18 protein-coding genes and 2 rRNA genes are annotated in these 24,059 nt (G+C 66.5%); 10 read left to right on the forward strand and 10 right to left on the reverse strand.

Features of this window, described 5'->3' with window-relative positions:
- The first annotated feature begins 86 nt into the window (after positions 1–86).
- The 3 genes from G6N58_RS00515 to G6N58_RS00525 are packed head-to-tail and all read left to right on the forward strand — an operon-like array spanning position 87 to position 4,830.
- Complete coding sequence (locus G6N58_RS00515; protein WP_115280173.1) at positions 87–1,373, forward strand: nicotinate phosphoribosyltransferase; 1,287 nt, start codon at positions 87–89, stop codon at positions 1,371–1,373.
- Positions 1,370–3,349 carry an ATP-dependent DNA helicase gene (locus G6N58_RS00520; protein ID WP_232068063.1) on the forward strand — a complete coding sequence of 660 codons (1,980 nt, stop codon included), beginning with the start codon at positions 1,370–1,372 and terminating at the stop codon, positions 3,347–3,349. The genes G6N58_RS00515 and G6N58_RS00520 overlap by 4 nt, the downstream gene beginning before the upstream one ends.
- Positions 3,350–3,387: 38 nt before the next feature.
- On the forward strand, positions 3,388–4,830 hold the full coding sequence (locus G6N58_RS00525; protein WP_115280172.1) for a neutral zinc metallopeptidase: 1,443 nt from the start codon (positions 3,388–3,390) through the stop codon (positions 4,828–4,830).
- Here the strand turns inward: G6N58_RS00525 and G6N58_RS00530 are convergent.
- Positions 4,827–5,654 (reverse strand): Vgb family protein, encoded by an 828-nt coding sequence (locus G6N58_RS00530; RefSeq protein WP_172545120.1) that lies wholly within the window; start codon positions 5,652–5,654, stop codon positions 4,827–4,829. The two genes, G6N58_RS00525 and G6N58_RS00530, sit on opposite strands and share 4 nt — an antisense overlap.
- Before the next feature lie 226 nt (positions 5,655–5,880).
- Between G6N58_RS00530 and G6N58_RS00535 the strand changes: the two genes are divergently transcribed.
- Complete coding sequence (locus G6N58_RS00535; protein ID WP_115280170.1) at positions 5,881–7,968, forward strand: alpha-1,4-glucan--maltose-1-phosphate maltosyltransferase; 2,088 nt, start codon at positions 5,881–5,883, stop codon at positions 7,966–7,968.
- Between the two features lie 13 nt (positions 7,969–7,981).
- On the forward strand, positions 7,982–10,177 hold the full coding sequence (gene glgB / locus G6N58_RS00540) for a 1,4-alpha-glucan branching protein GlgB (protein WP_115280169.1): 2,196 nt from the start codon (positions 7,982–7,984) through the stop codon (positions 10,175–10,177).
- On the opposite strand, the gene G6N58_RS00545 is transcribed toward glgB, so the two are convergent.
- The 3 genes from G6N58_RS00545 to G6N58_RS00555 form a co-directional block, all read right to left on the reverse strand.
- Entirely contained in the window at positions 10,178–11,107 is a 930-nt protein-coding gene (locus G6N58_RS00545; protein WP_435406175.1) for a tetratricopeptide repeat protein, read from the reverse strand.
- A gap of 13 nt (positions 11,108–11,120) precedes the next feature.
- Entirely contained in the window at positions 11,121–11,495 is a 375-nt protein-coding gene (locus G6N58_RS00550; RefSeq protein WP_115280167.1) for a DUF3817 domain-containing protein, read from the reverse strand.
- Positions 11,496–11,559: 64 nt separating this feature from the next.
- A complete protein-coding gene (locus G6N58_RS00555; protein ID WP_115280166.1) occupies positions 11,560–12,741 on the reverse strand; it encodes an acetyl-CoA C-acetyltransferase in 1,182 nt (393 codons plus the stop codon).
- Positions 12,742–12,822: 81 nt separating this feature from the next.
- On the opposite strand from G6N58_RS00555, the gene mce reads away from it, so the two are divergent.
- Positions 12,823–13,296, forward strand: a complete 474-nt coding sequence (gene mce, locus G6N58_RS00560) for a methylmalonyl-CoA epimerase (RefSeq protein WP_115280165.1) — start codon at positions 12,823–12,825, stop codon at positions 13,294–13,296.
- Here the strand turns inward: mce and G6N58_RS00565 are convergent.
- Together G6N58_RS00565 and nucS are read right to left on the reverse strand one after the other, a co-directional pair.
- Complete coding sequence (locus tag G6N58_RS00565; RefSeq protein ID WP_115280164.1) at positions 13,293–13,589, reverse strand: Rv1322 family protein; 297 nt, start codon at positions 13,587–13,589, stop codon at positions 13,293–13,295. The genes mce and G6N58_RS00565 overlap by 4 nt on opposite strands.
- Positions 13,589–14,260 (reverse strand): endonuclease NucS, encoded by a 672-nt coding sequence (nucS, locus tag G6N58_RS00570; protein WP_115280163.1) that lies wholly within the window; start codon positions 14,258–14,260, stop codon positions 13,589–13,591. Before nucS ends, G6N58_RS00565 begins: the two co-directional genes overlap by 1 nt.
- 47 nt (positions 14,261–14,307) lie before the next feature.
- Between nucS and G6N58_RS00575 the strand changes: the two genes are divergently transcribed.
- A complete protein-coding gene (locus tag G6N58_RS00575) occupies positions 14,308–15,918 on the forward strand; it encodes an adenylate/guanylate cyclase domain-containing protein (RefSeq protein ID WP_115280162.1) in 1,611 nt (536 codons plus the stop codon).
- Here G6N58_RS00575 and glsA read toward each other — a convergent pair.
- Entirely contained in the window at positions 15,901–17,196 is a 1,296-nt protein-coding gene (gene glsA, locus G6N58_RS00580; RefSeq protein WP_115280161.1) for a glutaminase A, read from the reverse strand. The genes G6N58_RS00575 and glsA overlap by 18 nt on opposite strands.
- A gap of 55 nt (positions 17,197–17,251) precedes the next feature.
- On the opposite strand from glsA, the gene G6N58_RS00585 reads away from it, so the two are divergent.
- Entirely contained in the window at positions 17,252–17,560 is a 309-nt protein-coding gene (locus G6N58_RS00585; RefSeq protein ID WP_163907798.1) for a DUF732 domain-containing protein, read from the forward strand.
- Here the strand turns inward: G6N58_RS00585 and G6N58_RS00590 are convergent.
- Positions 17,547–18,281, reverse strand: a complete 735-nt coding sequence (locus G6N58_RS00590; protein ID WP_115280159.1) for a phytanoyl-CoA dioxygenase family protein — start codon at positions 18,279–18,281, stop codon at positions 17,547–17,549. The two genes, G6N58_RS00585 and G6N58_RS00590, sit on opposite strands and share 14 nt — an antisense overlap.
- A gap of 120 nt (positions 18,282–18,401) precedes the next feature.
- On the opposite strand from G6N58_RS00590, the gene G6N58_RS00595 reads away from it, so the two are divergent.
- Positions 18,402–19,919, forward strand: a complete 1,518-nt coding sequence (locus G6N58_RS00595; protein WP_115280158.1) for a DNA-3-methyladenine glycosylase 2 — start codon at positions 18,402–18,404, stop codon at positions 19,917–19,919.
- Positions 19,916–20,407 carry a methylated-DNA--[protein]-cysteine S-methyltransferase gene (locus G6N58_RS00600; protein WP_115280157.1) on the forward strand — a complete coding sequence of 164 codons (492 nt, stop codon included), beginning with the start codon at positions 19,916–19,918 and terminating at the stop codon, positions 20,405–20,407. Before G6N58_RS00595 ends, G6N58_RS00600 begins: the two co-directional genes overlap by 4 nt.
- A gap of 59 nt (positions 20,408–20,466) precedes the next feature.
- Here G6N58_RS00600 and rrf read toward each other — a convergent pair.
- Positions 20,467–20,579, reverse strand: a 5S ribosomal RNA gene (rrf, locus tag G6N58_RS00605).
- Between the two features lie 119 nt (positions 20,580–20,698).
- Positions 20,699–23,797: ribosomal RNA gene (locus G6N58_RS00610) — 23S ribosomal RNA — on the reverse strand.
- Positions 23,798–24,059: the final 262 nt, after the last annotated feature.

Raw genomic sequence — 24,059 nt, forward strand, 5'->3', positions numbered from 1 at the left:
CCGTCCCACCCCCGCTCACCGCCCATCCGGACACGCCTGGGGAGGCCCGCACCCGGAACCGGCCGCCGAGCATTAGCGTAAAGGCCGTGACGGTGGCCCTGCTGACCGACAAGTACGAGCTGACCATGCTGTCGGCGGCTTTGCGCGACGGCACCGCCGGGCGGCGGACGTCGTTCGAGCTGTTCGCCCGGCGCCTGCCGGCAGGCCGGCGCTACGGCGTGGTGGCCGGCACCGGCCGCTTCCTGGAAGCGCTGGCCCAGTTCACTTTTGACACCGCGGCCCTGGACCTGCTCTCCGACTTCCTGGACCCGGACACCCTGCTGTTCCTGCGGGACTTCCGCTTCACCGGCGACGTGGACGGCTACGCCGAAGGTGAGCTGTACTTCCCCGGTTCGCCGGTGCTCTCGGTGCACGGCACCTTCGCCGAGTGTGTGTTGCTGGAGACGCTGGCGCTGTCGATCTTCAACCACGACTCGGCCATCGCCTCGGCTGCGGCCCGGATGGTCACCGCGGCGCAGGGCCGCACACTCATCGAGATGGGATCGCGGCGCACCCACGAGCGCGCGGCGGTGGCGGCGGCCCGCGCCGCCTACCTCGCCGGGTTCGACGGTTCGTCCAATCTGGAGGCGCAGCGGGTGCACGGGGTGCCCGCTCTGGGCACCAGCGCGCACGCGTTCACCATGCTGCACACCACCGCCGACGGTCCCGACGAGTTGGCCGCGTTCCGGGCCCAGGTGGACGCACTCGGCGTCGGGACCACCCTGCTGGTGGACACCTATGACGTGACCACCGGCATCGCCAATGCCGTGGCGGCCGCGGGTCCCGGCCTGGGTGCGGTGCGCATCGACTCCGGCGACCTCGGGGTGCTGGCCCGCCAAGCCCGCGTCCAACTGGACGACCTGGGCGCCACCGACACCAAGATCGTGCTCTCGGGCGATCTCGACGAGTTCTCCATCGCCGCGCTGCGCGCGGAGCCGGTGGACAGCTACGGCGTGGGCACCTCGGTGGTCACCGGTTCCGGTGCGCCCACCGCGGGCATGGTCTACAAGCTGGTCGAGGTCGATGGCATCCCGGTGCAGAAGCGCAGCAGCCACAAGGAGTCCCACGGCGGACGCAAGAAAGCGGTGCGCTACGCCAAGGCGTCGGGCACCATCGTCGACGAAGTGATCTACCCGGCCGAGCACCCGCTCACCGACGACCGGCCGGCCCGGTTGCTCACCACCGCGCTGGTGCGCGGCGGCGACGTGGTGCACGACGGCACGTTGTCCGATGCCCGCGCTCTGGTCGCCGAGGGGCTGACCAGCGTTCCGTGGGAGGGCCTGAAACTCTCTGCCGGCGAGCCGGCCATCCCCACCAGGGTGATCGGGCCCTGAGCGGCGTCACCGAGCTGCTGGCCCAGGCCGTTGCCGCCCTCGGAGGCACCGAACGCAGCGGCCAGATCGAGATGGCCGAGGCCGTCTCCCGGGCCTTCGACACCGGCGAGCACCTGGCCGTGCAGGCCGGAACCGGCACCGGCAAGTCCCTCGCGTACCTGGTTCCCGCCCTGGCCAAGGCCGCCGACGAACGCGGACCGGTGGTGGTCTCCACCGCGACCATCGCCCTGCAACGCCAGCTGGTGGACCGCGACCTGCCGCGGCTGTCGGCGGCGCTGGCCGAGGTGCTGCCCCGCGAACCCAGCTTCGCCCTGCTCAAGGGCCGGTCGAATTACCTCTGCCTCAACAAGATCCACAACGGGGCGGCCGACGAGACCGACACTCCCCCACAGGAATTGCTGTTCGAGCCCATGGCCGCCTCAGCACTGGGCCGCGACGTCGCCCGCCTGACCGAGTGGGCGTCACAGACCCGCACGGGCGACCGCGACGAGGTGAAGCCCGGCGTGCCAGACCGGGCCTGGTCGCAGGTCAGCGTGTCTGCCCGCGAGTGCATCGGCATGGCGCGTTGTCCGTTCGGCACCGAGTGCTTCTCGGAGAAGGCGCGAGGCAAGGCGGGCCTGTCGGACATCGTGGTGACCAACCACGCCCTGTTGGCCATCGACGCCATCGCCGACGCCAACGTGCTGCCCGAACACGAGCTGCTGGTGGTCGACGAGGCCCATGAACTGGTGGACCGGGTGACGGGGGTGGCCACCGGCGAGCTGACGGCGACCATGCTCGGAGTGGCCACCCGTCGTGCCACCCGCCTGGTCGGCCCGGAGCTGACCTCACGGCTCGATGCCGCCGTCGCGGTGTTCACCTCGGCGCTGCACGACGCCGAACCCGGCCGCTGGGATCACCTCGACGACGAACTCGGCACGTATCTGACCTCGCTGCGCGACGCTGCCTCGGCCGCCCGCGAGTCGATCGATCCGGCCCCGCGTGACCCGCAGGCGGCCGCCGCCCGCACCGAGGCCATCGCGGCGCTCAGTGAGGTCGCCGACACCGCCACCCGGATCCTGGTGTCCTATCAGCTGCCGCTGACCGAACGCCACGACATCGTCTGGTTGGACCGTGAGGAGAGCCGCGGGTCGGTGCGCTCGATCCTGCGGGTGGGCCCGCTGTCGGTGGCCGGGCTGCTGCGCACCCGGCTGTTCGCCCGGGCGACGGCGGTGCTCACGTCGGCCACGTTGACCCTGGGCGGCAATTTCACCGCCATGGCGGGGGCCTGGGGACTGTCCGGCGAGGACGCGCCACAATGGCGTGGGCTGGATGTGGGTTCGCCGTTCGAGCACGCCAAGTGCGGCATCCTCTACATCGCCAAGCACCTGCCGCCGCCGGGCCGCGACGGCGCCGGCTCGGCAGAACAGCTGGACGAGATCGAGGCACTGATCAGCGCGCTCGGCGGCCGCACCCTGGGCCTGTTCTCGTCGATGCGCGCGGCAAGGGCTGCCGCGGAGGCCATGCGCGAGCGCCTCGACACCCCGGTGTTGTGCCAGGGCGAAGACGGGACGGCGGCGCTGGTGGAGAGGTTCGCCAAGCAACCCGCCACCTCGCTGTTCGGCACGCTGTCGCTGTGGCAGGGCGTGGACGTGCCCGGGCCCTCGCTGTCGCTGGTGCTGATCGATCGCATCCCCTTCCCCCGCCCCGACGACCCGCTGCTGACTGCGCGCCAGCGCGCGATCGGTGCCCGTGGCGGCAACGGCTTCATGGCGGTGGCGGCCAACCATGCCGCACTGTTGCTGGCCCAGGGTGCAGGCCGGCTGTTGCGCAGCACCGACGACCGCGGGGTGGTGGCCGTGCTGGACTCCCGGATGGCGACCGCCCGCTACGGCGGGTACCTGCGCTCGTCGCTGCCGCCCTACTGGACCACCACGGATGCGTCCCGGGCCCGGGACGCGTTGAGCAGGTTGCGCACCCACCTCGACGCGCCGTGACATCGCTATCCTGGCAACCACCCGGCGAGAGGTGACCCATGGTCCTGCGGCGCGTCCTGTCGAGCACGGTCGCAGTGGCCGGCGCGGCGGCCCTGACGGCCTGCTCCACCATGTTAGCCGGCACACCGGTGTCGGTGTTCGCCGATCCGTTCAAAGTTGCGGGCATGCAGGCCGTCGACGGCCCCACCGGACTGCGGCCGGACGCCGAGCCGCCCACCCGTGAGGTCGAGGGCACCGACGGCGGCGAGATCGACGAGATCGCCGCCCAGTCCGTCAGCGATATCGAACAGTTCTGGCAAGGTGCCTTCAGCCAGACGTTCCCCGGTGAGTTCACCCCGGTGTCGGCGTTGATCTCCTGGGACCCCGACGACTACGAGGGGACGTTCTGCGGCGTGGAGACCTACGGGTTCGCCAACGCCGGGTTCTGCTCCCGTGACCGCAGCATCGGCTGGGACCGGACCCTGATGCTGCCCGCCCTGCGCGAGGCCGGGGGTGACACCGGCATCACGATGGTGCTGGCGCACGAGTACGGACATTCGATCCAGCGTCAGGCCAAACTCAACAAACGCGGCACCCCGGTACTGGTCGGTGAGCAGCAGGCCGACTGCTTCGCCGGGTCGTACCTGCGCTGGGTGGCCGAGGGCAACTCACCCCGCTTCACGCTGAGCACCGGCGACGGCCTGAACGCCGTGCTGGCCAGTGTGATCCTGTTCCGCGACCCGCTGCCGTCGGAGGACGATCTGTACAGCTCGGGGGCCGGTGACGAGCACGGGTCGGCCTTCGAGCGCATCTCGGCCTTCCAGTTCGGCTTCACCGACGGTCCCGGCGCGTGCGCCGCGATCGATGCCAAGGAAGTCGCCCAGCGCCGCGGGGATCTGCCGGTCGCTCTGCAGAGTGGGCAGACCGGGGAGTGGCCGGTGTCCGAGGAGTCGGTCCGGGCGGTGCTGGAAGCGATGAAAATTCTTTTCCCGCTGGACAATCCGCCGGAACTGAGCCTGGGTGCCGCGGACTGCGCCAACGCCCGCCCGAGCCCGCCGGTGTCCTATTGTCCGGCCACCAACACCATCGCCGTGGACCTGCCCGCGCTACAGCAGCTGGGTACCGCCAGCGGAGACGACGACGACTTCTCGGCGCTGTCCGGGGACAACACCGCCTACTCGGTGCTGATGTCGCGCTACATGATGGCGGTGCAGCGTGCCCACGGTGATCTGGTGCTCGACAGCGCCACCGCGGGACTGCGGACGGCCTGCCTGACCGGGGTGGCCACCACCGCGCTCACTGAGGAGGTGCAGACCCCCGACGGCAACACCGTCGCGCTCACCGCCGGGGATCTGGACGAGGCGGTGGCCGGGCTGTTGACCAACGGACTGGCCGCGGGCGACGTCAACGGTGAGCCGGTGCCCGCCGGGTTCTCTCGCATCGACGCGTTCCGCGTGGGGGTGCTCGGCGACCAGGAGCGCTGCCTGCAGCGCTTCCCCTAAACGGGCAACCTGAGCACGTATCCGGATTCCAGCGCCACCCACACCGCACCGTCGCCATCAACAGCCATCCCGTGCGGCTCGCTGCCCGGCGGCAGGTCGAACGTGGTGATCTCGCCGTCGGAGCTGACCCGGGCCAGCTGATCGGCGCCCCACAGACTGACCCAGACGCCGTCGGCCGAGTCGGCGACCACGGCATGCGGCTTGCCGGGCAGGTCGATCTCCTGGATGGCCTCGTGCAACGGGATCCGGCCCAGCTTCTCCGCGCGCAGTTCGGTGAACCACAGCGAGTCATCGTGGGTGGCGGCGATGCCGACGGGCCCGGCGCCGGGCGTGGGCAGCTCCCGGATCGTGGACGCGCCGCTGCGGGGATCCACCCGCGCGACCGCGCCGCGCTGATGCAGCGTGCACCACAGGGCGTGATCGGGACCGGTGACGATCATCGACGGCATCCCGCCCAGGCGGTATTCGTCGGTGACGGTGCCGTCGATGCTCAACCGGCCCACGGTGCCCAACTCGGTGGTGGTGAACCAGAGTGCCTCATCCGGTCCGCGGGTGAGTCCGAACGGTGCGCTGCCGTCGGTGAGGTCGACAAAGCGGAGCACTCCGGCGTCGCTGATCCGGCCGATCTGGTGGGTACCGGCGCAGGTGAACCACATCGCGCCATCGGGTCCGGCCGTGATGATCGACGGCGAGCTGCCGGCCCCGACCGTGAAACGGGTCACGCTGCCGGAACGGTCGATGCGCGCGACGTCACCGGCGTGCACCAGCGTCACCCACATGGCCCCGTCGGGGGCGGCCGCGACGGCGTACGGCCCACCGTCCATGGCCACGGTCAATGCCCTGCTCACCTCGCCGTCGCCTCCACGGGATGTCACCCTACTGAGCGCCCCCGACACCGCCGGTCACCCGCCGTTCCCTTGGGCGGGCTGCGGACACTACGGTTGAGGTGGACGCGAAGTGGTTAAACGAAGTACGAGTCACGACCAGTCAGGGACGGCAATTCACCGCGCGGGCCAGCTCCGCGCCTTACACGCCATGAGGAGAGCCCGGGTGCCCGGTCGCATCGAGATCGACGACGTCCAACCTGTTGTATCCGGCGGGAAGTTCCCGGCGAAAGCCGTGGTCGGAGAGGTCGTGCCGGTGTGCGCCGCGGTGTGGCGCGAGGGTCACGACGCCGTGAACGCCACCCTGGTGGTGCGGTACCACGGGACTGCCTATCCACAGCTGGTGGCGGGACCGGAGGCCGCGGCCCAGCCGGTCGAGCCCGTTCCGATCGACCAGATCGTCTCACCCTCGCCCCGGGTCAAGCCGCAGCGGCTACCGATGGCTCTGGGGCGTACCCCTGACGTGTTCCACGGTCAGTTCGTCCCCGACGCGGTGGGCCTGTGGACGTTCCGGGTGGACGGGTGGGGCGATCCCATCGCAACGTGGCGCAAGGGCCTGACCGCCAAGCTGGAAGCAGGCCAGACCGAAGCAGAACTGCGCAACGACATGCTGGTGGGTGCCAAGCTGTTGGAACGTGCGGCCGCGGGCATGCCCCGGCAGGATCGTTATCCCCTGATCCAGGCTGCGGCCACGCTGCGCGAGCCCGGTGACCCGCTGGTCCAGGCCGCGCCCGCGCTGTCCCAGGAGATCGCGGGGCTGGTGGACGCCTTCCCGCTGCGCGAGCTGGTGACCCGCGGTGACCAGTACGGAGTATGGGTGGACCGCAGCGAGGCGCGGTTCGCGTCCTGGTACGAGTTCTTCCCCCGCTCGACCGGCGGCTGGGACGCCGACGGCAACCCGGTGCACGGCACGTTCACCACCGCGATCAAGGCGCTGCCCCGGATCGCGAAGATGGGTTACGACGTGGTGTATCTGCCGCCCATCCACCCGATCGGCAAGGTGCACCGCAAGGGCCGCAACAACGCCGTCACCGCCGCGCCCGGCGACGTCGGCTCGCCGTGGGCCATCGGCAGCGACGAAGGCGGCCACGATGCCGTCCATCCCGACCTCGGGACGCTGGAGGACTTCGACGAGTTCGTCGCGGCCACCAACGAACTGGGCATGGAGGTGGCGCTGGATCTGGCGCTGCAGTGTGCCCCTGACCATCCGTGGGCCAAGGACCACCGGCAGTGGTTCACCGAACTTCCGGACGGCACCATCGCCTATGCCGAAAACCCGCCGAAGAAGTACCAGGACATCTACCCGATCAATTTCGACAACGACCCGGCGGGCATCTACAACGAGGTGCTACGTGTGGTGCTGCACTGGGTCAACCACGGGGTCAAGACATTCCGGGTGGACAACCCGCACACCAAACCGCCGGACTTCTGGGCGTGGCTGATCGGGCGGGTGAAGAGCGTGGACCCGGACGTGCTGTTCCTGGCCGAGGCGTTCACGCGACCTGCCCGGCTCTATGGTCTGGCGCGGCTCGGCTTCACCCAGTCCTACAGCTACTTCACCTGGCGCACCGCGAAGTGGGAGATCACCGAGTTCGGCGAGCAGATCGCCGAACGTGCCGACGAGGCGCGCCTGAACCTGTTCGTCAACACCCCAGACATCCTGCACGAGAGCCTGCAGCACGGGGGCCCGGGCATGTTCGCCGTGCGGGCGGTGCTGGCCTCGACGCTGAGTCCGGTGTGGGGGGTGTACTCGGGGTACGAGCTGTTCGAACATGTCGCGGTGCGCGAGGGCAGCGAGGAATACCTCGACTCGGAGAAGTACGAACTGCGTCCGCGCGACTTCGACGCAGCGCTGGCCGAAGGCCGTTCTCTCGAGCCATTTTTGGCGCGCCTCAACGAGATTCGGCGAGTGCATCCGGCATTGCGCCAGATGCGCACCATCAAGTTCCACGAGATCAACAACGACGCGTTGCTGGCCTACAGCAAGTTCGATCCGGTCACCGGCGACAGCGTGCTGGTGGTCACCACCCTGAATGTGTTCGGCCCGGAGGAAGGCACCCTGTGGTTGGACATGGAAGCCCTGGGTATGGAGAACTACGACAGATTCTGGGTCCGTGACGAGGTCACCGGGGAGGAATATCAATGGGGGCAGGGCAACTACGTTCGCATCGACCCGGCCAAGGCAGTCGCGCACGTGGTGAACATGCCGATCATCTCGCCCGACAAACGCGTCGCCCTGTTGCGGCGCGAGTGAAAGGAGCCCATCAGTGACTCGAACCGAGATCACCAGCAAGCACCTCGCCCCGGATCCGTCCGACCTGCACCGCCTGCTCTCGGGCACGCACCACGACCCGCACTCGATCCTGGGCGCCCACGAATACTCCGACCACACGGTCATCCGTGCACTGCGCCCGCACGCCGACGAGGTGGTGGCCGTCGTCGGTGACAAGCGGCACCCGTTGCAGCACATCGATTCCGGTCTCTTCGCAGTGGCATTGCCGTTCACGGGGTTGATCGACTACCGGCTGGAACTCACCTACGGCACCCACACCTACACTGTCGCCGACGCCTACCGCTTCCTGCCCACCCTGGGCGAGGTAGACCTGCACCTGTTCTCCGAGGGCCGCCATGAGCGACTGTGGGAAGTGCTCGGTGCGCACCGGAGATCGTTCACCACCGCCGACGGCACCGTGGACGGCGTGTCCTTCGCGGTGTGGGCTCCCAACGCCAAGGGCATCAGTGTGGTGGGCGACTTCAACCACTGGGACGGTCAGCAGGCACCCATGCGGGTGCTCGGTTCCACCGGCGTGTGGGAGCTGTTCTGGCCGGGGTTCCCCGACGACGGCCTTTACAAATTCCGGGTCCACGGGGCCGACGGTAGTGTCGTCGACCGCGCGGACCCCATGGCCTTCGCCACCGAGGTGCCGCCCCAGACCGCCTCCAAGGTGTACACCAGCGACTACACCTGGTCGGATGCGGACTGGATGACCAAGCGGACCGAGGTGAACCCCGTGTTCGAGCCGATGAGCACCTACGAGGTGCACCTCGGCTCATGGCGGCCAGGGTCCAGCTACCGCAAGCTGGCCGACGAGCTCACCGAATACGTCGTTCAGCAGGGCTTTACGCACGTCGAGATGTTGCCGGTGGCCGAGCACCCGTTCGGCGGTTCCTGGGGTTACCAGGTGACGTCGTACTACGCGCCGTCGTCCCGGTTCGGCGCGCCCGACGACTTCCGCTATCTGGTGGACATACTGCACCAGGCCGGAATCGGCGTCATCGTCGACTGGGTGCCCGCCCACTTCCCGAAAGACGCGTGGGCGTTGGGCCGCTTCGACGGCACCCCGCTCTACGAACACGGCGATCCGCGCCGTGGTGAGCAATTGGATTGGGGCACCTACGTATTCGACTTCGGCCGCGCCGAGGTACGCAACTTCCTGGTGGCCAACGCGCTGTACTGGCTGCAGGAGTACCACATCGACGGCCTCCGTGTGGACGCTGTGGCATCGATGCTGTATCTGGACTACTCCCGGCCCGAGGGCGGCTGGTCGCCGAACAAGTACGGCGGCCGCGAGAACCTGGAAGCAGTGCAGTTCCTGCAGGAGATGAACGCCACCGTGCACAAGCTCACGCCGGGCATCGTCACCATCGCCGAGGAGTCGACGTCGTGGCCCGGCGTCACCCGACCGACCAATCTGGGCGGCCTCGGCTTCTCGATGAAGTGGAACATGGGCTGGATGAACGACACGTTGGCGTTCATCTCCCGAGACCCGATCTACCGCAGCTTCCACCACCACGAGATGACGTTCTCGATGCTGTATGCGTTCAGCGAGAACTACGTGCTGCCCATCAGCCACGACGAGGTGGTGCACGGCAAGGGCACGCTCTGGGGCCGGATGCCCGGCGGCGACCATGTGAAGGCGGCCGGCCTGCGCAGCCTGCTGGCCTACCAGTGGTCACACCCGGGCAAGCAGCTGCTGTTCATGGGCCAGGAGTTCGGCCAGCGCGCGGAATGGTCCGAAGAGCGCGGTGTCGATTGGTACCAACTCGACGAGCAGAGCTTCTCCACCGGCATCCAGACCCTGACCCGCGACCTGAACAGCATCTACACCAGCCGCCCGGCACTGTGGACCCAGGACACCAAGCCCGAGGGCTACTCCTGGATCGACGCCAACGACTCCGGCAACAACGTGCTCAGCTTCCTGCGGTTCGGCAGCGACGGTTCGGTGATGGCCTGCATATTCAACTTCTCCGGTTCCGAGCACAGCCGGTACCAGGTGGGTCTGCCGCACGCAGGCCGGTGGCGCGAAGTACTCAACACCGACGCCACCATCTACCACGGCGCCGGTGCCGGAAACATGGGCGGCGTGGACGCCACCGAGGATCCCTGGCACGGGCGTCCTGCGTCCGCCGTGCTGGTGCTGCCGCCGAACTCGGCGTTGTGGCTGGAACCCGAAGAAAGCTGATCAGTACAGGGCGTTGGCCAGGTTGCGGCGCCCCGCGATGACGTCCGGATCCGCCGGATCGAACAAGTCGAAGAGTTCGATCAGGCGGGTTCGTACGCGAGTGCGATCATCACCGGAAGTGCTGCGGACCAATGCCGTGAGCCGGGCGAAAGCAGCAGTGACATCCTGCGACAACACCAGCACGTCGGCGGCGGCGAAGGCGGCGTCGATGTCACCGGGAGCGGCGTCGGCCAGGGCCACCGCGTTCTGCGGGTGCGCCGTGGCGCGGGTGAGAAAGTCGATCTGTCGCACGGCGCCCTTGGCCTCGACGTGGTTGGGATCGCCCCCGAGAATGGCCTGGTACGCGGCTTTGGCTGCCGGGAAGTCGCCGTTGTCGAGGTGCTCGCGGGCCGCGGCCAACGCGGGGTCCACCTGATCGGGCTCTCCGTCGGCGGCAGCTCCGCTGAGCTTGCCCGCAGTGGCGCTGAGCAGTTGGTCGATCCAGCCTCGCAGCTGTTCGGGTGCCTGCATCCCCTGGAAACTGGCCAGCGGCTGGCCCGCAGCCAGTGCCACCACCGTAGGAACCGCCTGCACCCCGAAGGCCTGAGCCACCCGAGGCGTGGTGTCGACGTTGACCGTTGCCAATGCCCAGGTACCGCCGTCCTGGGCAGCAAGCGCGGAGAAGAGCTCCACCAGTTGCGCCGAGGAGTCGCTGCGGGGCGTCCAGAGCACGACGACGACGGGGATTTCGTTGGACCGCGCCAGGACGGCGGTTTCGAAGTTGGCCTCGGTCACCTCCGTCCCTGACGCGGGTCCGGCGGGCGCGTCGGAGGCACCGGACGCCGGCGGCGCGGGGCGTTGCTTGAGTCCCGAAAGGTCCACCGCCCCGGCCATCGACGCGGCGAATGCGGCCCCGGCCGGGGGCCGCCCAGTTGATCCAGGTCTGGTCACGCCCTCAAGTCTGTCACGTCGCGTCGGGGGCGGACCGCGCCGGTCCGATGCCTGCGGCAGCCCCGTCGACGGCGCCCAGACGACCGGTCTTCTCAGCCCATATGAGGAAGATCACACTACCGAGCGGGACGATGCTGCCCAGCAACGCCAGCAACCATGTGACGGCGCTCCACTTGTAGGCCAGGCCGGCGAACAGCGCCGCGACCAGGAACGCGATGAAGATGCCGCCGTGGATGGGGCCGAAGATCTTGACACCGATCTCCGTTTGCGGTGATCCCACGTACTTGAAGAACATCCCGACCAGCAGTCCGATCCAGCTGGCCGCTTCCAGGAATGCGACCAGCCGGAAGCGTCCCGCCGTGGTCCGAAGGTCATATGCGCTCGCCATGGCCCCATTGTGCCCGACGGGCGCCTCAGCTACTACGCGACGTCGTACGAGCTGCGGGCGTACGTCAGCCTGCCCGCAGGATCAGTGCGTCCCCTTGACCGCCCGCACCACACAGCGCGGCGACCGCGTACTGCCCACCGCGGCGCTTGAGCTCGAGTGCTGCATGCAACGTGATGCGGGCCCCGGACATCCCGATCGGGTGCCCGACGGCGATGGCGCCACCGTTGGTGTTCACCTTCTCCAGATCCACCCCGAGCTCCTTCGCCGAGGCCAACGACACCGCGGCGAACGCCTCGTTGATCTCGATGACATCGAGCTGGTCCACCGAGATGCCCTCGCGCGCAATCGCTTTCTTGATGGCGTTGGCGGGCTGACTCTGCAGGGTGGAGTCCGGGCCCGCCACCACGCCGTGGGCGCCGATCTCACACAGCCAGTCCAGGCCCAGCTCCTGCGCCTTCGCCTTGCTCATCACCACGACGGCACATGCGCCGTCGGAGATCTGCGACGCCGAACCGGCGGTGATGGTGCCGTCCTTGCGGAAGGCCGGACGCAGGCCGGCCAGCGACTCCGCCGTGGTGTTGGCCCGGATGCCCTCGTCCTCGGCGAATTCGATGGGATCACCCTTGCGCTGCGGGACCGACACCGGAACCACCTCGTCGGCGAAGATGCCGTCCTTCCACGCTGCCGCGGCGCGCTGGTGTGAGAGGGCAGCAAATTCGTCCTGCTCAGCGCGGGTGAATCGATCAACGTCATTACGCTGCTCGGTGAGCGCGCCCATGGGCTGATCGGTGAAGACGTCGTGCAGCCCGTCATAGGCCAGGTGGTCCAGCATCGTCACGTCGCCGTACTTGAAACCGGCACGGCTGTCCATCAACAGATGCGGGGCCTTGGTCATGGACTCCTGGCCACCGGCCACCACCACGTCGAACTCGCCCGCCCGGATCAGCTGGTCAGCCAGGGCGATGGCGTCGATTCCCGACAGGCACATCTTGTTGATCGTCAGCGAGGGCACATCCCAGCCGATCCCGGCGCCGACGGCGGCCTGACGGGCGGGCATCTGTCCGGCACCGGCGGTGAGCACCTGGCCCATGATCACGTAGTCCACCGCCGACGCGTCGATGCCGGCTTTCTCCAACGCGCCCCTGATCGCCACCGCGCCCAGATCCGAGCCCGAGAAGTCTTTCAGCGAACCGGACAGCTTGCCGATCGGAGTGCGCGCCCCAGCAACTATCACCGACGTCGTCATTGAAGTCCTCCCGCATGATGTGAACGCCTGATCGGGCCACAGACAGGTGTGCGATCCCACCAGAAAGGTTACCTTTACGTTATGACCACTGAGCAGGTAGATACCCGGCCGGCCCTGTCCACCTCGCTGGTCACCGCGATCGACCATGTTGGCATTGCGGTGCCCGATCTGGCCGAAGCCAAGAAGTGGTACCACGACCATCTCGACATGATCGTGCTGCACGAGGAAGTGAACGAGGAGCAGGGCATCATCGAGGCCATGCTGGCGGTGCGCGGCGCCCCCAAAGGGGGCCCCCAGGTGCAGTTGATGGCCCCCATCGACGACAGCTCCACCATTGCCAAGTTTCTCGACAAGAAGGGCCCCGGGCTGCAGCAGCTGGCGTACCGCACCAGTGATCTGGACACGCTGTCCGACCGCCTGCGCGAGCAGGGCATGCGCCTGATCTACGACGCCCCGCGCCGCGGCACGTCCAACTCCCGCATCAACTTCATCCATCCCAAGGACGGCGGCGGCGTGCTCATCGAGCTGGTCGAGCCGGCTGCCGAGGCGCACTAGGACCAGCGCCGCGTCGGACTCCTCGTCGCGCGGTTCGCCCAGCACGGCGTGTGCCAGTGCCTGCGGTCATCGACCGCGCCTTCACCGAGATCGGCCGGCCACACCACCACATGCGCTGTGCCGCTTCGTATTTCGTGATCGCACCCGGGGCACCGGTAGGTCTTGACCGCCCGGGCGCCCGGCAGCGAGATCACCTGGTAGTCGTAGCCGTCCGGCCCCACCTCGATGCGCCGCGATTCGGGCAGCGGCCGCACCGGCGGGGTGCGGCGCCCGGAACGCGCTTTGCGGCCCATCAGAACAACCGGAACTCGTCGCTGTCCATGCCACGCATCTGGTCGTAATCGAGGGTCAGACAACGGATTCCACGATCCTCGGCCAGGGTGCGGGCCTGCGGTTTGATCTGTTGGGCGGCGAAAACCCCGGCCACCGGTGCAATCAGCGAGTCCCGGTTGAGCAGCTCCAGGTAACGGGTCAGCTGCTCCACACCGTCGATCTCTCCGCGCCGCTTGATCTCCACCGCCACCGACTGACCATCGCTGTCGCGGCACAACAGATCCACCGGCCCGATCGCGGTCATGTACTCGCGGCGCACCAGGGTGTAGCCGGCACCCAGCAGTTCCACGTGCTCAGCCAACAGTTCCTGCAGGTGCGCTTCCACCCCGTCTTTGACCAGCCCTGGGTCGATGCCCAGTTCGTGGCTGGAATCGTGCTCGATCTCCTCGAGGGTGATGCGCAGCTGCTCCCCCGCCTTGTTCTCCACCACCCACACCAGCGTGCCGTCGCCTGTGTCCTCGGTGAGCCAGCACGGCGGGCTCATCCAGTTCAGCGGCTTGTAGGCGCGGTCGTCGGCATGCACGCTGACCGAACCGTCCGCCTTGACCAGCAGCAGCCGGCGAGCCGAAGGCAGATGCGCGGTCAGACGGCCGACGTAGTTGACGGTGCACTGGGCGATGACGAGACGCACCCGAACCACCTTAAAGGTCGGGGTGACGCCACTAGGCTTGCGCCACCATGAAAGCCACTCCCACGCTGGCGCAGCGGCTCGGCCTGCTCCTCGAGAAGCTGACCCGGCAGAGCGGCCGACTGCCCGACGAGCCCGAATACGGCTCCTGGCTGCTGGGCCGCGTCGCCGAAACCCAGGGCCGCCGCCGCGTGCGCATTCAGGTGATCCTGACGGTGTTCGTCATCATCGCCAACCTGATCGGCATCGGCGTGGCCGCCCTGGTGGTCCTGGTGGCATTCCCACAGCCGGACGTGTTCGGCCCCGATGTCCGCTGGATCAGCCTCATCGTCGCGCCCAGCTACATCGTGGCCGCGCTGGTGGTCGGGATCTTCTGGGCCACCCGGCGGGTGATCCGCAACGTGCGCTGGGCCATCGAGGAGAAGCCGCCCACTCGCGACGACCAGCGCAACACCTTCTTTGCGCCGTGGCGCCTGACCCGCGTTCTGCTGGCGCTGTGGGGCGGCGGCACCGTCCTGCTGACCCTGCTCTTCGGTCTGGAGAATGCCCGCTTCATCCCGAAGTTCCTGCTGGGGATCAGCTTCAGCGGCATCGTCGTGTCTGCCAGCTGCTACCTGTTGACCGAATTCGCGTTGCGCCCCGTCGCCGCGCAGGCGCTGGAAGCCGGGCCCCCACCCAAACGCTTCGCCGCCGGCATCATGGGCCGCACCATGCTGGTGTGGGTGCTCGGCTCCGGGGTTCCGGTCCTGGGCATCCTGCTCGCCGCCGTGATCACCCTGACGCTGCGCGACGTGACACCGACCCAGTTCACCGTCGCGGTGATCATCCTGGCCGTCTTCGCCCTGGTGTTCGGCTTCACGCTGATGTGGATCCTGTCCTGGTTGACGGCCACCCCCGTGCGCGTGGTGCGGGCCGCGCTCAACCGGGTGGAGCAGGGCAACCTCGACACCAACCTGGTGGTGTTCGACGGCACCGAGCTGGGACAGTTGCAACGCGGGTTCAACACGATGGTCGCCGGCCTGCGTGACCGCGAGCGGGTGCGCGATCTGTTCGGCAGGCACGTCGGCCGTGAGGTCGCCGCCGCCGCCGAGCGCGAGCGCCCCAAGCTCGGTGGTGAAGAGCGCCATGTCGCAGTCATTTTCATCGACATCATCGGCTCTACCCAGCTGGTCACGGGCCGCCCCGCCAGCGAGGTGGTCCAGCTGCTCAACCGTTTCTTCGCCGTGATCGTCGACGAGGTGGACCGGCAGAACGGGCTGGTCAACAAGTTCGAGGGTGACGCGTGCCTGGTGGTGTTCGGTGCCCCCAACCGACTCGAGTGTCCCGAAGATGCGGCACTGGCCGCCGCGCGTGCCATCGCCCGGCGGCTGTCCACGGAGATCCCCGAATGCCGGGCCGGCATCGGGGTGGCCGCCGGTCAGGTGGTGGCGGGCAATGTCGGCGCCCGCCAGCGCTTCGAGTACACCGTCATCGGCGAACCCGTCAACGAGGCAGCGCGGCTGTGTGAACTCGCCAAGTCGGTGCCCGGCCTGCTGCTCGCCTCCTCGGATACCATTCGCGGGGCCTCCGAATCAGAACGCGCGCATTGGACTTTCGGAGATACCGTGACGCTGCGCGGGCACGACGAGCCGACGAGGTTGGCGTTACCGGTCCAGGCGTGAGCGATGCGTCACCCATCGACGGGCGCTGTGGACAGCTTCCTCGAGTGTGGTGAACACCGCCGCGTCGAAGCGACGGGGAACGCGGATCACTGCACCGTCCGGGTCGACGAGCACCCCGGTCTTGCCCTGCGCCTTGAGCGCCGAACTCAAACTCGCCAGCAACTCACGGGCAGGGTCGTTGATGGTGTCCAGGCGTGAGACGTCGAGCACCGCCACGTCGAGGTGCCCGCATTCGCGGCTGACCGTCCGGATCACCTGCTCGGCCCCGGCGAACAGCAGATCACCGTGGACCTCGTACACCCGGACGTGCTCCGCGGGTTGGTAGATCGCACGGATCGCCGAGCGCGACTCCCGGGTGACGGTCAGGAAGTGCAGGCCCAGCTGCCGAGACAGGCTGCGGCACACCCGAACTCCACGCACACTGTTGCCCTTGACGTCCAGGCGCGGTGAGTACACCCCGATGCCGAGCTGTCCGGGCAGAACCGCCATGATGCCGCCACCCACCCCGCTCTTGGCGGGCAGGCCGACACCGGTGACCCAGTCGCCGGCGGCGTCGTACATACCGCAGGTCACCATGACGCTCAGCGTGCGCTGCACCACAAGGTGGTCGGTGACGCGGCGGCCCGTCATCGGGTTCACCCCGCCGCGCGCCAGGGTGGCCCCGATACGGGCCAGATCGGTGGTGGTGACCTTCAGCGAGCACTGACGGAAGTAGACGTCGAGCACTTCGTCTGGATCACTGTCGAGCACACCGAAGCTCTCCAGCATGTAGGCGATGGCCCGGTTGCGGGCACCGGTGGCCTTTTCCGAAGCGTAGATCTGTTCATCGAGGTGCAGCGAGCGACCGGCACAGGCCGAGTAGAACTCCCGGATGCAGGCAAAGCGTTCGTCGGCGTCGGCGCCGGGAATCAGCGACACCGCGGCAATGGCGCCGGCATTGATCATCGGGTTCTTCGGCGTCTTGGTGGCCGGGTCAACACTGATCTCGTTGAACGCCTCCCCGGATGGCTCCACCCCGATCTTGACGTCGACGGCCGCCTCCCCGAGCCGGTCCAGTGCCAGCGCGTAGGTCAGCGGCTTCGAGATGGACTGGATGGTGAACTCGATTGCGGCATCACCGGATTCGTAGACATGACCGTCCGCCGACGACAGCGACATCCCGAAACCGTCGGGGTCCACCGACGCCAGTTCCGGGATGTAGGACGCGAGTTCACCGTCGGTACAGTCCGCGTGCTCGACGCAGATCCGGTCGAGGTACCGCTGCACCAGTTCCGCCACCGTGCGATGGTAACCAGCTGCACTCGATGGCGGCCGGACTGGCACAATCGATGGCGTGGCCTTGATCAAGAGCTTCTCCGTGACCACCGCGCTGTTCGCCGCCGCGTTCAGCTTGGCCGCGCCGGCCACCGCCGACGATCAGATGTTCGCCGATGCGCTGGACATGATCGGTGTGTCGGTCGGTGATCCCGCCGCCGTCGGCCGCGGCGTCTGCGCGAGCTTCGATGCAGGCCAGACACTCCCGGCGGTGGTGGATCAGCTGTCGGCCGCCCACGGCATCACGGTCGACGACGCCAGCATGGTCGCCGGATTCTCGGTCGCCGAATACTGCGACCACCACGAGGGCGCACTCACCCTGGGGTGACCGGCGGGTCGAACACCCGCCCCAGCGCCGACGGCGTGGACGGGCCCAGCGGGGTCCGCAGCAGTACCGGCGCCTGCGCCATGAACCGGACCGTGCGGCCGCGATGCTGGTCGGCCGCGTGCACGGTGAACGGATGCACCACGTACATGTCGCCGGCCCGACCCGTCGCCCGCACCACCGGGCGGTGGGCGCTCGCCGTATCCACGACTGATCCGGCCCGGACCGCGCCGATGCCGGTGGTCCCCAGGACTGTGGCCACATCGCGGTGGGAACCCGCGCGGATCCGCGTCGGTGCGTCATCGGGTCCGACGTCGGACAGCAGGGTCAGCAGCAACACCGTGTGCGGCCGGGCGCTCACCGACCACGAACCGTCCGGCTCGGGGGTGTTGAGGTCGATATGCCAACCCCGGTCATCGGCTGTGGGCGGCAGAGGAAACCGGACGGGGATGTTGCCCAGGGACCCCCGGGGCAGCCACTGCCCCACCCCGCACAGGGCATCCAGCGCTTGTGCCAATCGGTCGCTTTCGCAGAGCTTTCCGAACGGTCCCTGACCCGTGTGATCGGCAGCCCACCGCACCGGCTCGGTCCAGTCACCCGCGCAGTGCGGCGTCAGCCCCAGCTGCCTCCACACCAATGCCCTGGCCTCATCTGCGGCCCCACGCAGTTGCGGCTGCTCGATCTTGAGGTAGCCGTCCGACAGGAACGCCTCGACATCGACCATCCCGCCAGCGTCGCACCACCGGCGGTGCGAGTTCCACTGGTTTTTGCCAGTACCCCGAGCCGTGGTCGTGATGTCGCATTTCCGCCAGCCTTGTCGGTGAGCAGGTGTAATCGTGGAGTCATGCAATCGGCACCGCACCTCGACTTCGACCGGTGCTACCGCGCGGTCCAGTCGAAGGACGAGCGATTCGACGGCTGGTTCGTCACCGCAGTGCGCACCACCAAGATCTACTGCAGGCCCAGCTGCCCGGTACGTCCGCCCTTCGCCCGCAATGTGCAGTTCTACGCCACCGCCGCCGCGGCGCAGCAGGCCGGGTTCCGGGCGTGCAAACGATGCCGCCCGGACGCGTCACCGGGGTCACCGGAATGGAACACCCGGGGCGACGTGGTGGCCAGGGCCATGCGATTGATCGCCGACGGGACGGTGGATCGCGAGGGGGTGTCCGGGCTCGCGGCCAAGGTGGGCTACACCGTGCGCCAGTTGGAACGTCTGCTCAACGCCGACGCCGGCGCCGGACCGTTGGCCCTGGCCCGGGCCCAGCGCGGGCAGACCGCCCGGGTCCTGATCGAGACCACCGATCTGCCGTTCAGCGACGTCGCCTTCGCGGCGGGTTTCGCCAGCGTGCGTCAGTTCAACGACACCGTGCGCGCGGTCTTTTCGGCCACCCCGACCGAACTGCGTCAGCGCGCAGGCACCGCGGGGGACGCGGCCGGGCCCGCTTCGGGCAGCCTCACGCTGCGCTTCGCTGTCCGCACGCCGTTCTCGTATCAAGGGGTGTTCGGCCACCTTGCGGCCACTGCGGTGCCGGGCTGTGAAGAGGTGCGCGGCGGCGCCTACCGGAGGGTGTTGCGGCTGCCGCACGGCACCGGTATCGCGGCGCTGACGCCGGCCGAAGACCACGTGCGCTGCACGCTGCTGGTCGACGACTTCCGCGACCTGTCCGCAGCGATCGCACGGTGTCGGCGGGTCATCGACCTCGACGCGGACCCGGCCGCCATCGACGAGGCGCTCGGCAACGATCCCGCTCTGGCCCCGTTGATCGCCGCGGCACCCGGACAACGGATCCCCCGCACGGTAGACGAGTCCGAACTGGCCATCCGAACGGTCCTCGGCCAGCAGGTGTCCACCAAGGCCGCGCGTACCCATGCAGCCCGCCTGGTTGCCGCCCATGGGCGGGCGGTCTCCGATCCGGCGGGCGGGCTCACCCACGCCTTCCCCACCCCGGATGAACTTGCCGGACTCGACATCTCGACCGTCGCGGTGCCCGGAGCGCGCCGACGCACCCTGCTCGCACTGATCACGGCCCTGGCCGACCGCGACATCGTGCTGGACCCCGGCTGCGATTGGCAGCGGGCGCGCGAACAACTCCTGGGCCTGCCAGGGATCGGGCCGTGGACCACCGAGATCATCGCGATGCGGGGGTTCGGGGATCCGGACGCGTTCCCCGCCTCCGATCTCGGTATCCGAGCTGCGGCCGCCCGGTTGGGCGCCCCCGACGAGGTGCGCGCACTCACCGAACACAGCGCTACCTGGCGACCGTGGCGGTCCTATGCCACGCAGTACCTGTGGACCTCGCTCGACCATGATGTGAACCATTGGCCCCCGAAGGGTCACACCGAACCGGAGGAAGCAGCATGACCCGCTACCGCATGATCGACAGCCCCATCGGCATGCTTACCCTCGCCGGCCGCGGACCGGTGCTGACCAATCTGCGCATGGTGGACCAGACCTATGAGCCGGACCGGGCCGACTGGGCCTCGGACGACCGAGCCTTCCCCGATGCGGTGGAGCAGCTGCAGGCGTACTTCGCCGGCGAATTGTTTACCTTCGATCTCCGCTTGGAATTCGAGGGCACGCCTTTTCAGCGCCGGGTGTGGGAGGCACTGCGTTCCATTCCGTATGGCGAAACCCGAACGTATGGCGAGATCGCTATGCAGATCGGCAGTCCGACGGCATTCCGCGCCGTCGGACTGGCCAATGGCCACAATCCCATTGCCGTCATCGTGCCGTGCCACCGGGTCATCGGCGCCAATGGCAGCCTCACCGGATTCGGGGGCGGATTGGAGCGGAAACGCACACTTCTCGAATTGGAAAAGAGCAATTCGAATTTGATGCTGTTCGACTGAAAAAGACGCAGAAATGCCTCTGGCCCCCAATCAAAATTGGGGGCCAGAGGTCAATGTGTGTTCGGCGGTGTCCTACTTTTCCGCCCGGTAGGGCAGTATCATCGGCGCTGACAGGCTTAGCTTCCGGGTTCGGGATGGGACCGGGCGTTTCCCTGTCGCTATGACCGCCGTAACTCTATTTTCTTGTCGACCGCACACCCGGGTTGGCGGGGTTCGGTCGGTGTCCAAGAACAGGTGTTTTTGGTGGTGGAGTGCGATGTGCAGATGTGGTGTGTGGTTGCGAGCAAGGGTTGTTGTAAGTTTTCGGCCGGTTAGTGCCAGTTCCCTAACACATTGCTGTGTGTACAGGTCTGGCCTATCGATCCCGTGGTCTGCGGGGGGCCTTATCCCTCCTAGAGGGTGAGAAACCTGGTCTTGGAAGGGGTTTCCCGCTTAGATGCTTTCAGCGGTTATCCTGTCCGAACGTGGCTATCCAGCCGTGCTCCTGGTGGAACAACTGGTATACCAGAGGTTCGTCCGTCCCGGTCCTCTCGTACTAGGGACAGATTTCCTCAAGTTTCTGACGCGCGCGGCGGATAGAGACCGAACTGTCTCACGACGTTCTAAACCCAGCTCGCGTGCCGCTTTAATGGGCGAACAGCCCAACCCTTGGGACCTGCTCCAGCCCCAGGATGCGACGAGCCGACATCGAGGTGCCAAACCATCCCGTCGATATGGACTCTTGGGGAAGATCAGCCTGTTATCCCCGGGGTACCTTTTATCCGTTGAGCGACACCCTTCCACTCGGGGTGCCGGATCACTAGTCCCGACTTTCGTCCCTGCTCGACGTGTCAGTCTCACAGTCAAGCTCCCTTGTGCACTTGCACTCAACACCTGATTGCCGTCCAGGTTGAGGGAACCTTTGGGCGCCTCCGTTACATTTTGGGAGGCAACCGCCCCAGTTAAACTACCCACCAGGCACTGTCCCTGAACCGGATATACGGTTCGAAGTTAGAAGTCCAATACGATCAGAGTGGTATTTCAACAATGACTCCACAATCACTGGCGTGACCGCTTCACAGTCTCCCACCTATCCTACACAAACCGTATCGAACGCCAATACCAAGTTGTAGTGAAGGTCCCGGGGTCTTTTCGTCCTGCCGCGCGTAACGAGCATCTTTACTCGTAGTGCAATTTCGCCGAGTCTATGGTTGAGACAGTTGAGAAGTCGTTACGCCATTCGTGCAGGTCGGAACTTACCCGACAAGGAATTTCGCTACCTTAGGATGGTTATAGTTACCACCGCCGTTTACTGGGGCTTAAATTCTCCGCTTCACCTTACGATTAACGGGTCCTCTTAACCTTCCAGCACCGGGCAGGCGTCAGTCCGTATACATCGTCTTGCGACTTCGCACGGACCTGTGTTTTTAGTAAACAGTCGCTTCTCACTGGTTTCTGCGACCCACTCCCGCTCCCACCGCAAGGGTGTTCACGACATGTGGGCCCCCCTTCTCCCGAAGTTACGGGGGTATTTTGCCGAGTTCCTTAACCATAGTTCACTCGTACGCCTTGGTATTCTCTACCTGACCACCTGTGTTGGTTTGGGGTACGGGCCGTGTGAGAGCTCGCTAGAGGCTTTTCTCGGCAGCATAGGATCACCGAATTCACCTCATACGGTTATGCATCACCTCTCAGGATATATGCCAGACGGATTTACCTATCTGACTCCCTACAGGCTTGCCCCAGTATTACCACTGACTGGTACGGCTACCTTCCTGCGTCACCCCATCGCTTGACTACTACCAGCGAAGGTCCCGCGCAGCCAGCACCGGTCCTCTCCCGAAGGATTAGATCCAGCGCCTTTTGGGCGGTTAGTACCACTGATTCATCAGGGACGCGCTCACACGGGTACGGGAATATCAACCCGTTGTCCATCGACTACGCCTGTCGGCCTCGCCTTAGGTCCCGACTCACCCTGGGCGGACTGGCCTGGCCCAGGAACCCTTGGTCTTTCGGCGGGCAAGGTTCTCACTTGCCTTATCGCTACTCATGCCTGCATTCTCACTCCCACACCCTCCACAACACGATCACTCGGCTGCTTCACCGGATGCAGGACGCTCCCCTACCCAATACTTACGTATTGCCGCGGCTTCGGCGGTGTGCTTGAGCCCCGCTACATTATCGGCGCACAATCACTTGACCAGTGAGCTATTACGCACTCTTTCAAGGGTGGCTGCTTCTAAGCCAACCTCCTGGTTGTCTTCGCGACTGCACATCCTTTTCCACTTAGCACACGCTTAGGGGCCTTAGCCGGCGATCTGGGCTGTTTCCCTCTCGACGCACGGAGCTTATCCCCCGCCGTCTCACTGCCACGCTTACACTTACCGGCATTCGGGTTTGGCTGACGTCAGTAACCTTGTGAGGCCCATCGGCCATCCAGTAGCTCTACCTCCGGCAAGAAACACGCAACGCTGCACCTAAATGCATTTCGGGGAGAACCAGCTATCACGGAGTTTGATTGGCCTTTCACCCCTACCCACAACTCATCCCCTCAGTCTTCAACCTAAGTGGGTTCGGGCCTCCACACGGTCTTACCCGCGCTTCACCCTGGCCATGGGTAGATCACTCCGCTTCGGGTCCAGAACATGCCACTACACCCCTCACGGGGATACGCCCTATTCAGACTCGCTTTCGCTACGGCTACCCCACCCGGGTTAACCTCGCGACATGCCCCTGACTCGCAGGCTCATTCTTCAAAAGGCACGCCATCACCCCACCACGAAGGAGGGCTCTGACGGATTGTAAGCGCACGGTTTCAGGTACTATTTCACTCCTCCCGGGTACTTTTCACCATTCCCTCACGGTACTAATCCGCTATCGGTCACTGAGAAGTATTCAGGCTTACCGGGTGGTCCCGGCAGATTCACAGCAGATTCCACGGGCCCGCTGCTACTCGGGGACACAACGACAACAGACAACATGTTTTCAACTACCGGGCTCTCACCGTCTACGGCAGGCCATCCCAAGCCACTTCGCCTAACACATTGTTTTCACTGTTGCCCTGATCGGCGGATCAGAGAACGTTGACCCCACAACACCGCACACACAACCCCCGCCGGGTATCACATGCGCACGGTTTAGCCATCCTCCGCTTTCGCTCGCCACTACTCACGGAATCACAATTGTTTTCTCTTCCTACGGGTACTGAGATGTTTCACTTCCCCGCGTTCCCCCCCAACGCCTATACATTCAGCGTTGGGTGACACGACATCACTCGTGCCGGGTTTCCCCATTCGGACATCCTCGGATCACCGGTCGGTTGACACCTCCCCGAGGCATATCGCAGCCTCCCACGTCCTTCATCGGCTCCCAGTGCCAAGGCATCCACCATGCGCCCTTAAACACTTACAAAAACCAAAAATGAGCAAAAATTGCACATCAGATGCACACAAAAAAGCCCTCACCCTCCGAAAAGAGCGAGAACACTCTTGCGCGCTAGATGCTCGCAACCACTATCCACAAATCAAACACCACACCCCACCACCAAGATGGAGCGACAACAACACCCACCACCACCGACAACCACCTGACCCCAAACAGGACCAGACACCCATCGCGATGCGGGCCGGCGCAACACCATCGCAATGACAGTGGCGCCGCAAGGCTGCTGCCT

Origin of the sequence: Mycolicibacterium tokaiense (assembly GCF_010725885.1) — a bacterium.
Classification (GTDB): Bacteria; Actinomycetota; Actinomycetes; order Mycobacteriales; family Mycobacteriaceae; genus Mycobacterium; species Mycobacterium tokaiense.

Excerpts from the sequence above, each read along its gene's own strand:
- G6N58_RS00525 (WP_115280172.1), top strand. The coding sequence starts at position 3,388 with ATGGTCCTGCGGCGCGTCCTGTCGAGCACGGTCGCAGTGGCCGGCGCG.
- G6N58_RS00530 (WP_172545120.1), bottom strand. The coding sequence starts at position 5,654 with ATGGACGGTGGGCCGTACGCCGTCGCGGCCGCCCCCGACGGGGCCATG.
- G6N58_RS00550 (WP_115280167.1), bottom strand. The coding sequence starts at position 11,495 with ATGGCGAGCGCATATGACCTTCGGACCACGGCGGGACGCTTCCGGCTG.
- G6N58_RS00555 (WP_115280166.1), bottom strand. The coding sequence starts at position 12,741 with ATGACGACGTCGGTGATAGTTGCTGGGGCGCGCACTCCGATCGGCAAG.
- mce (WP_115280165.1), top strand. The coding sequence starts at position 12,823 with ATGACCACTGAGCAGGTAGATACCCGGCCGGCCCTGTCCACCTCGCTG.
- G6N58_RS00565 (WP_115280164.1), bottom strand. The coding sequence starts at position 13,589 with ATGGGCCGCAAAGCGCGTTCCGGGCGCCGCACCCCGCCGGTGCGGCCG.
- G6N58_RS00575 (WP_115280162.1), top strand. The coding sequence starts at position 14,308 with ATGAAAGCCACTCCCACGCTGGCGCAGCGGCTCGGCCTGCTCCTCGAG.
- G6N58_RS00590 (WP_115280159.1), bottom strand. The coding sequence starts at position 18,281 with ATGGTCGATGTCGAGGCGTTCCTGTCGGACGGCTACCTCAAGATCGAG.
- G6N58_RS00595 (WP_115280158.1), top strand. The coding sequence starts at position 18,402 with ATGCAATCGGCACCGCACCTCGACTTCGACCGGTGCTACCGCGCGGTC.
- G6N58_RS00600 (WP_115280157.1), top strand. The coding sequence starts at position 19,916 with ATGACCCGCTACCGCATGATCGACAGCCCCATCGGCATGCTTACCCTC.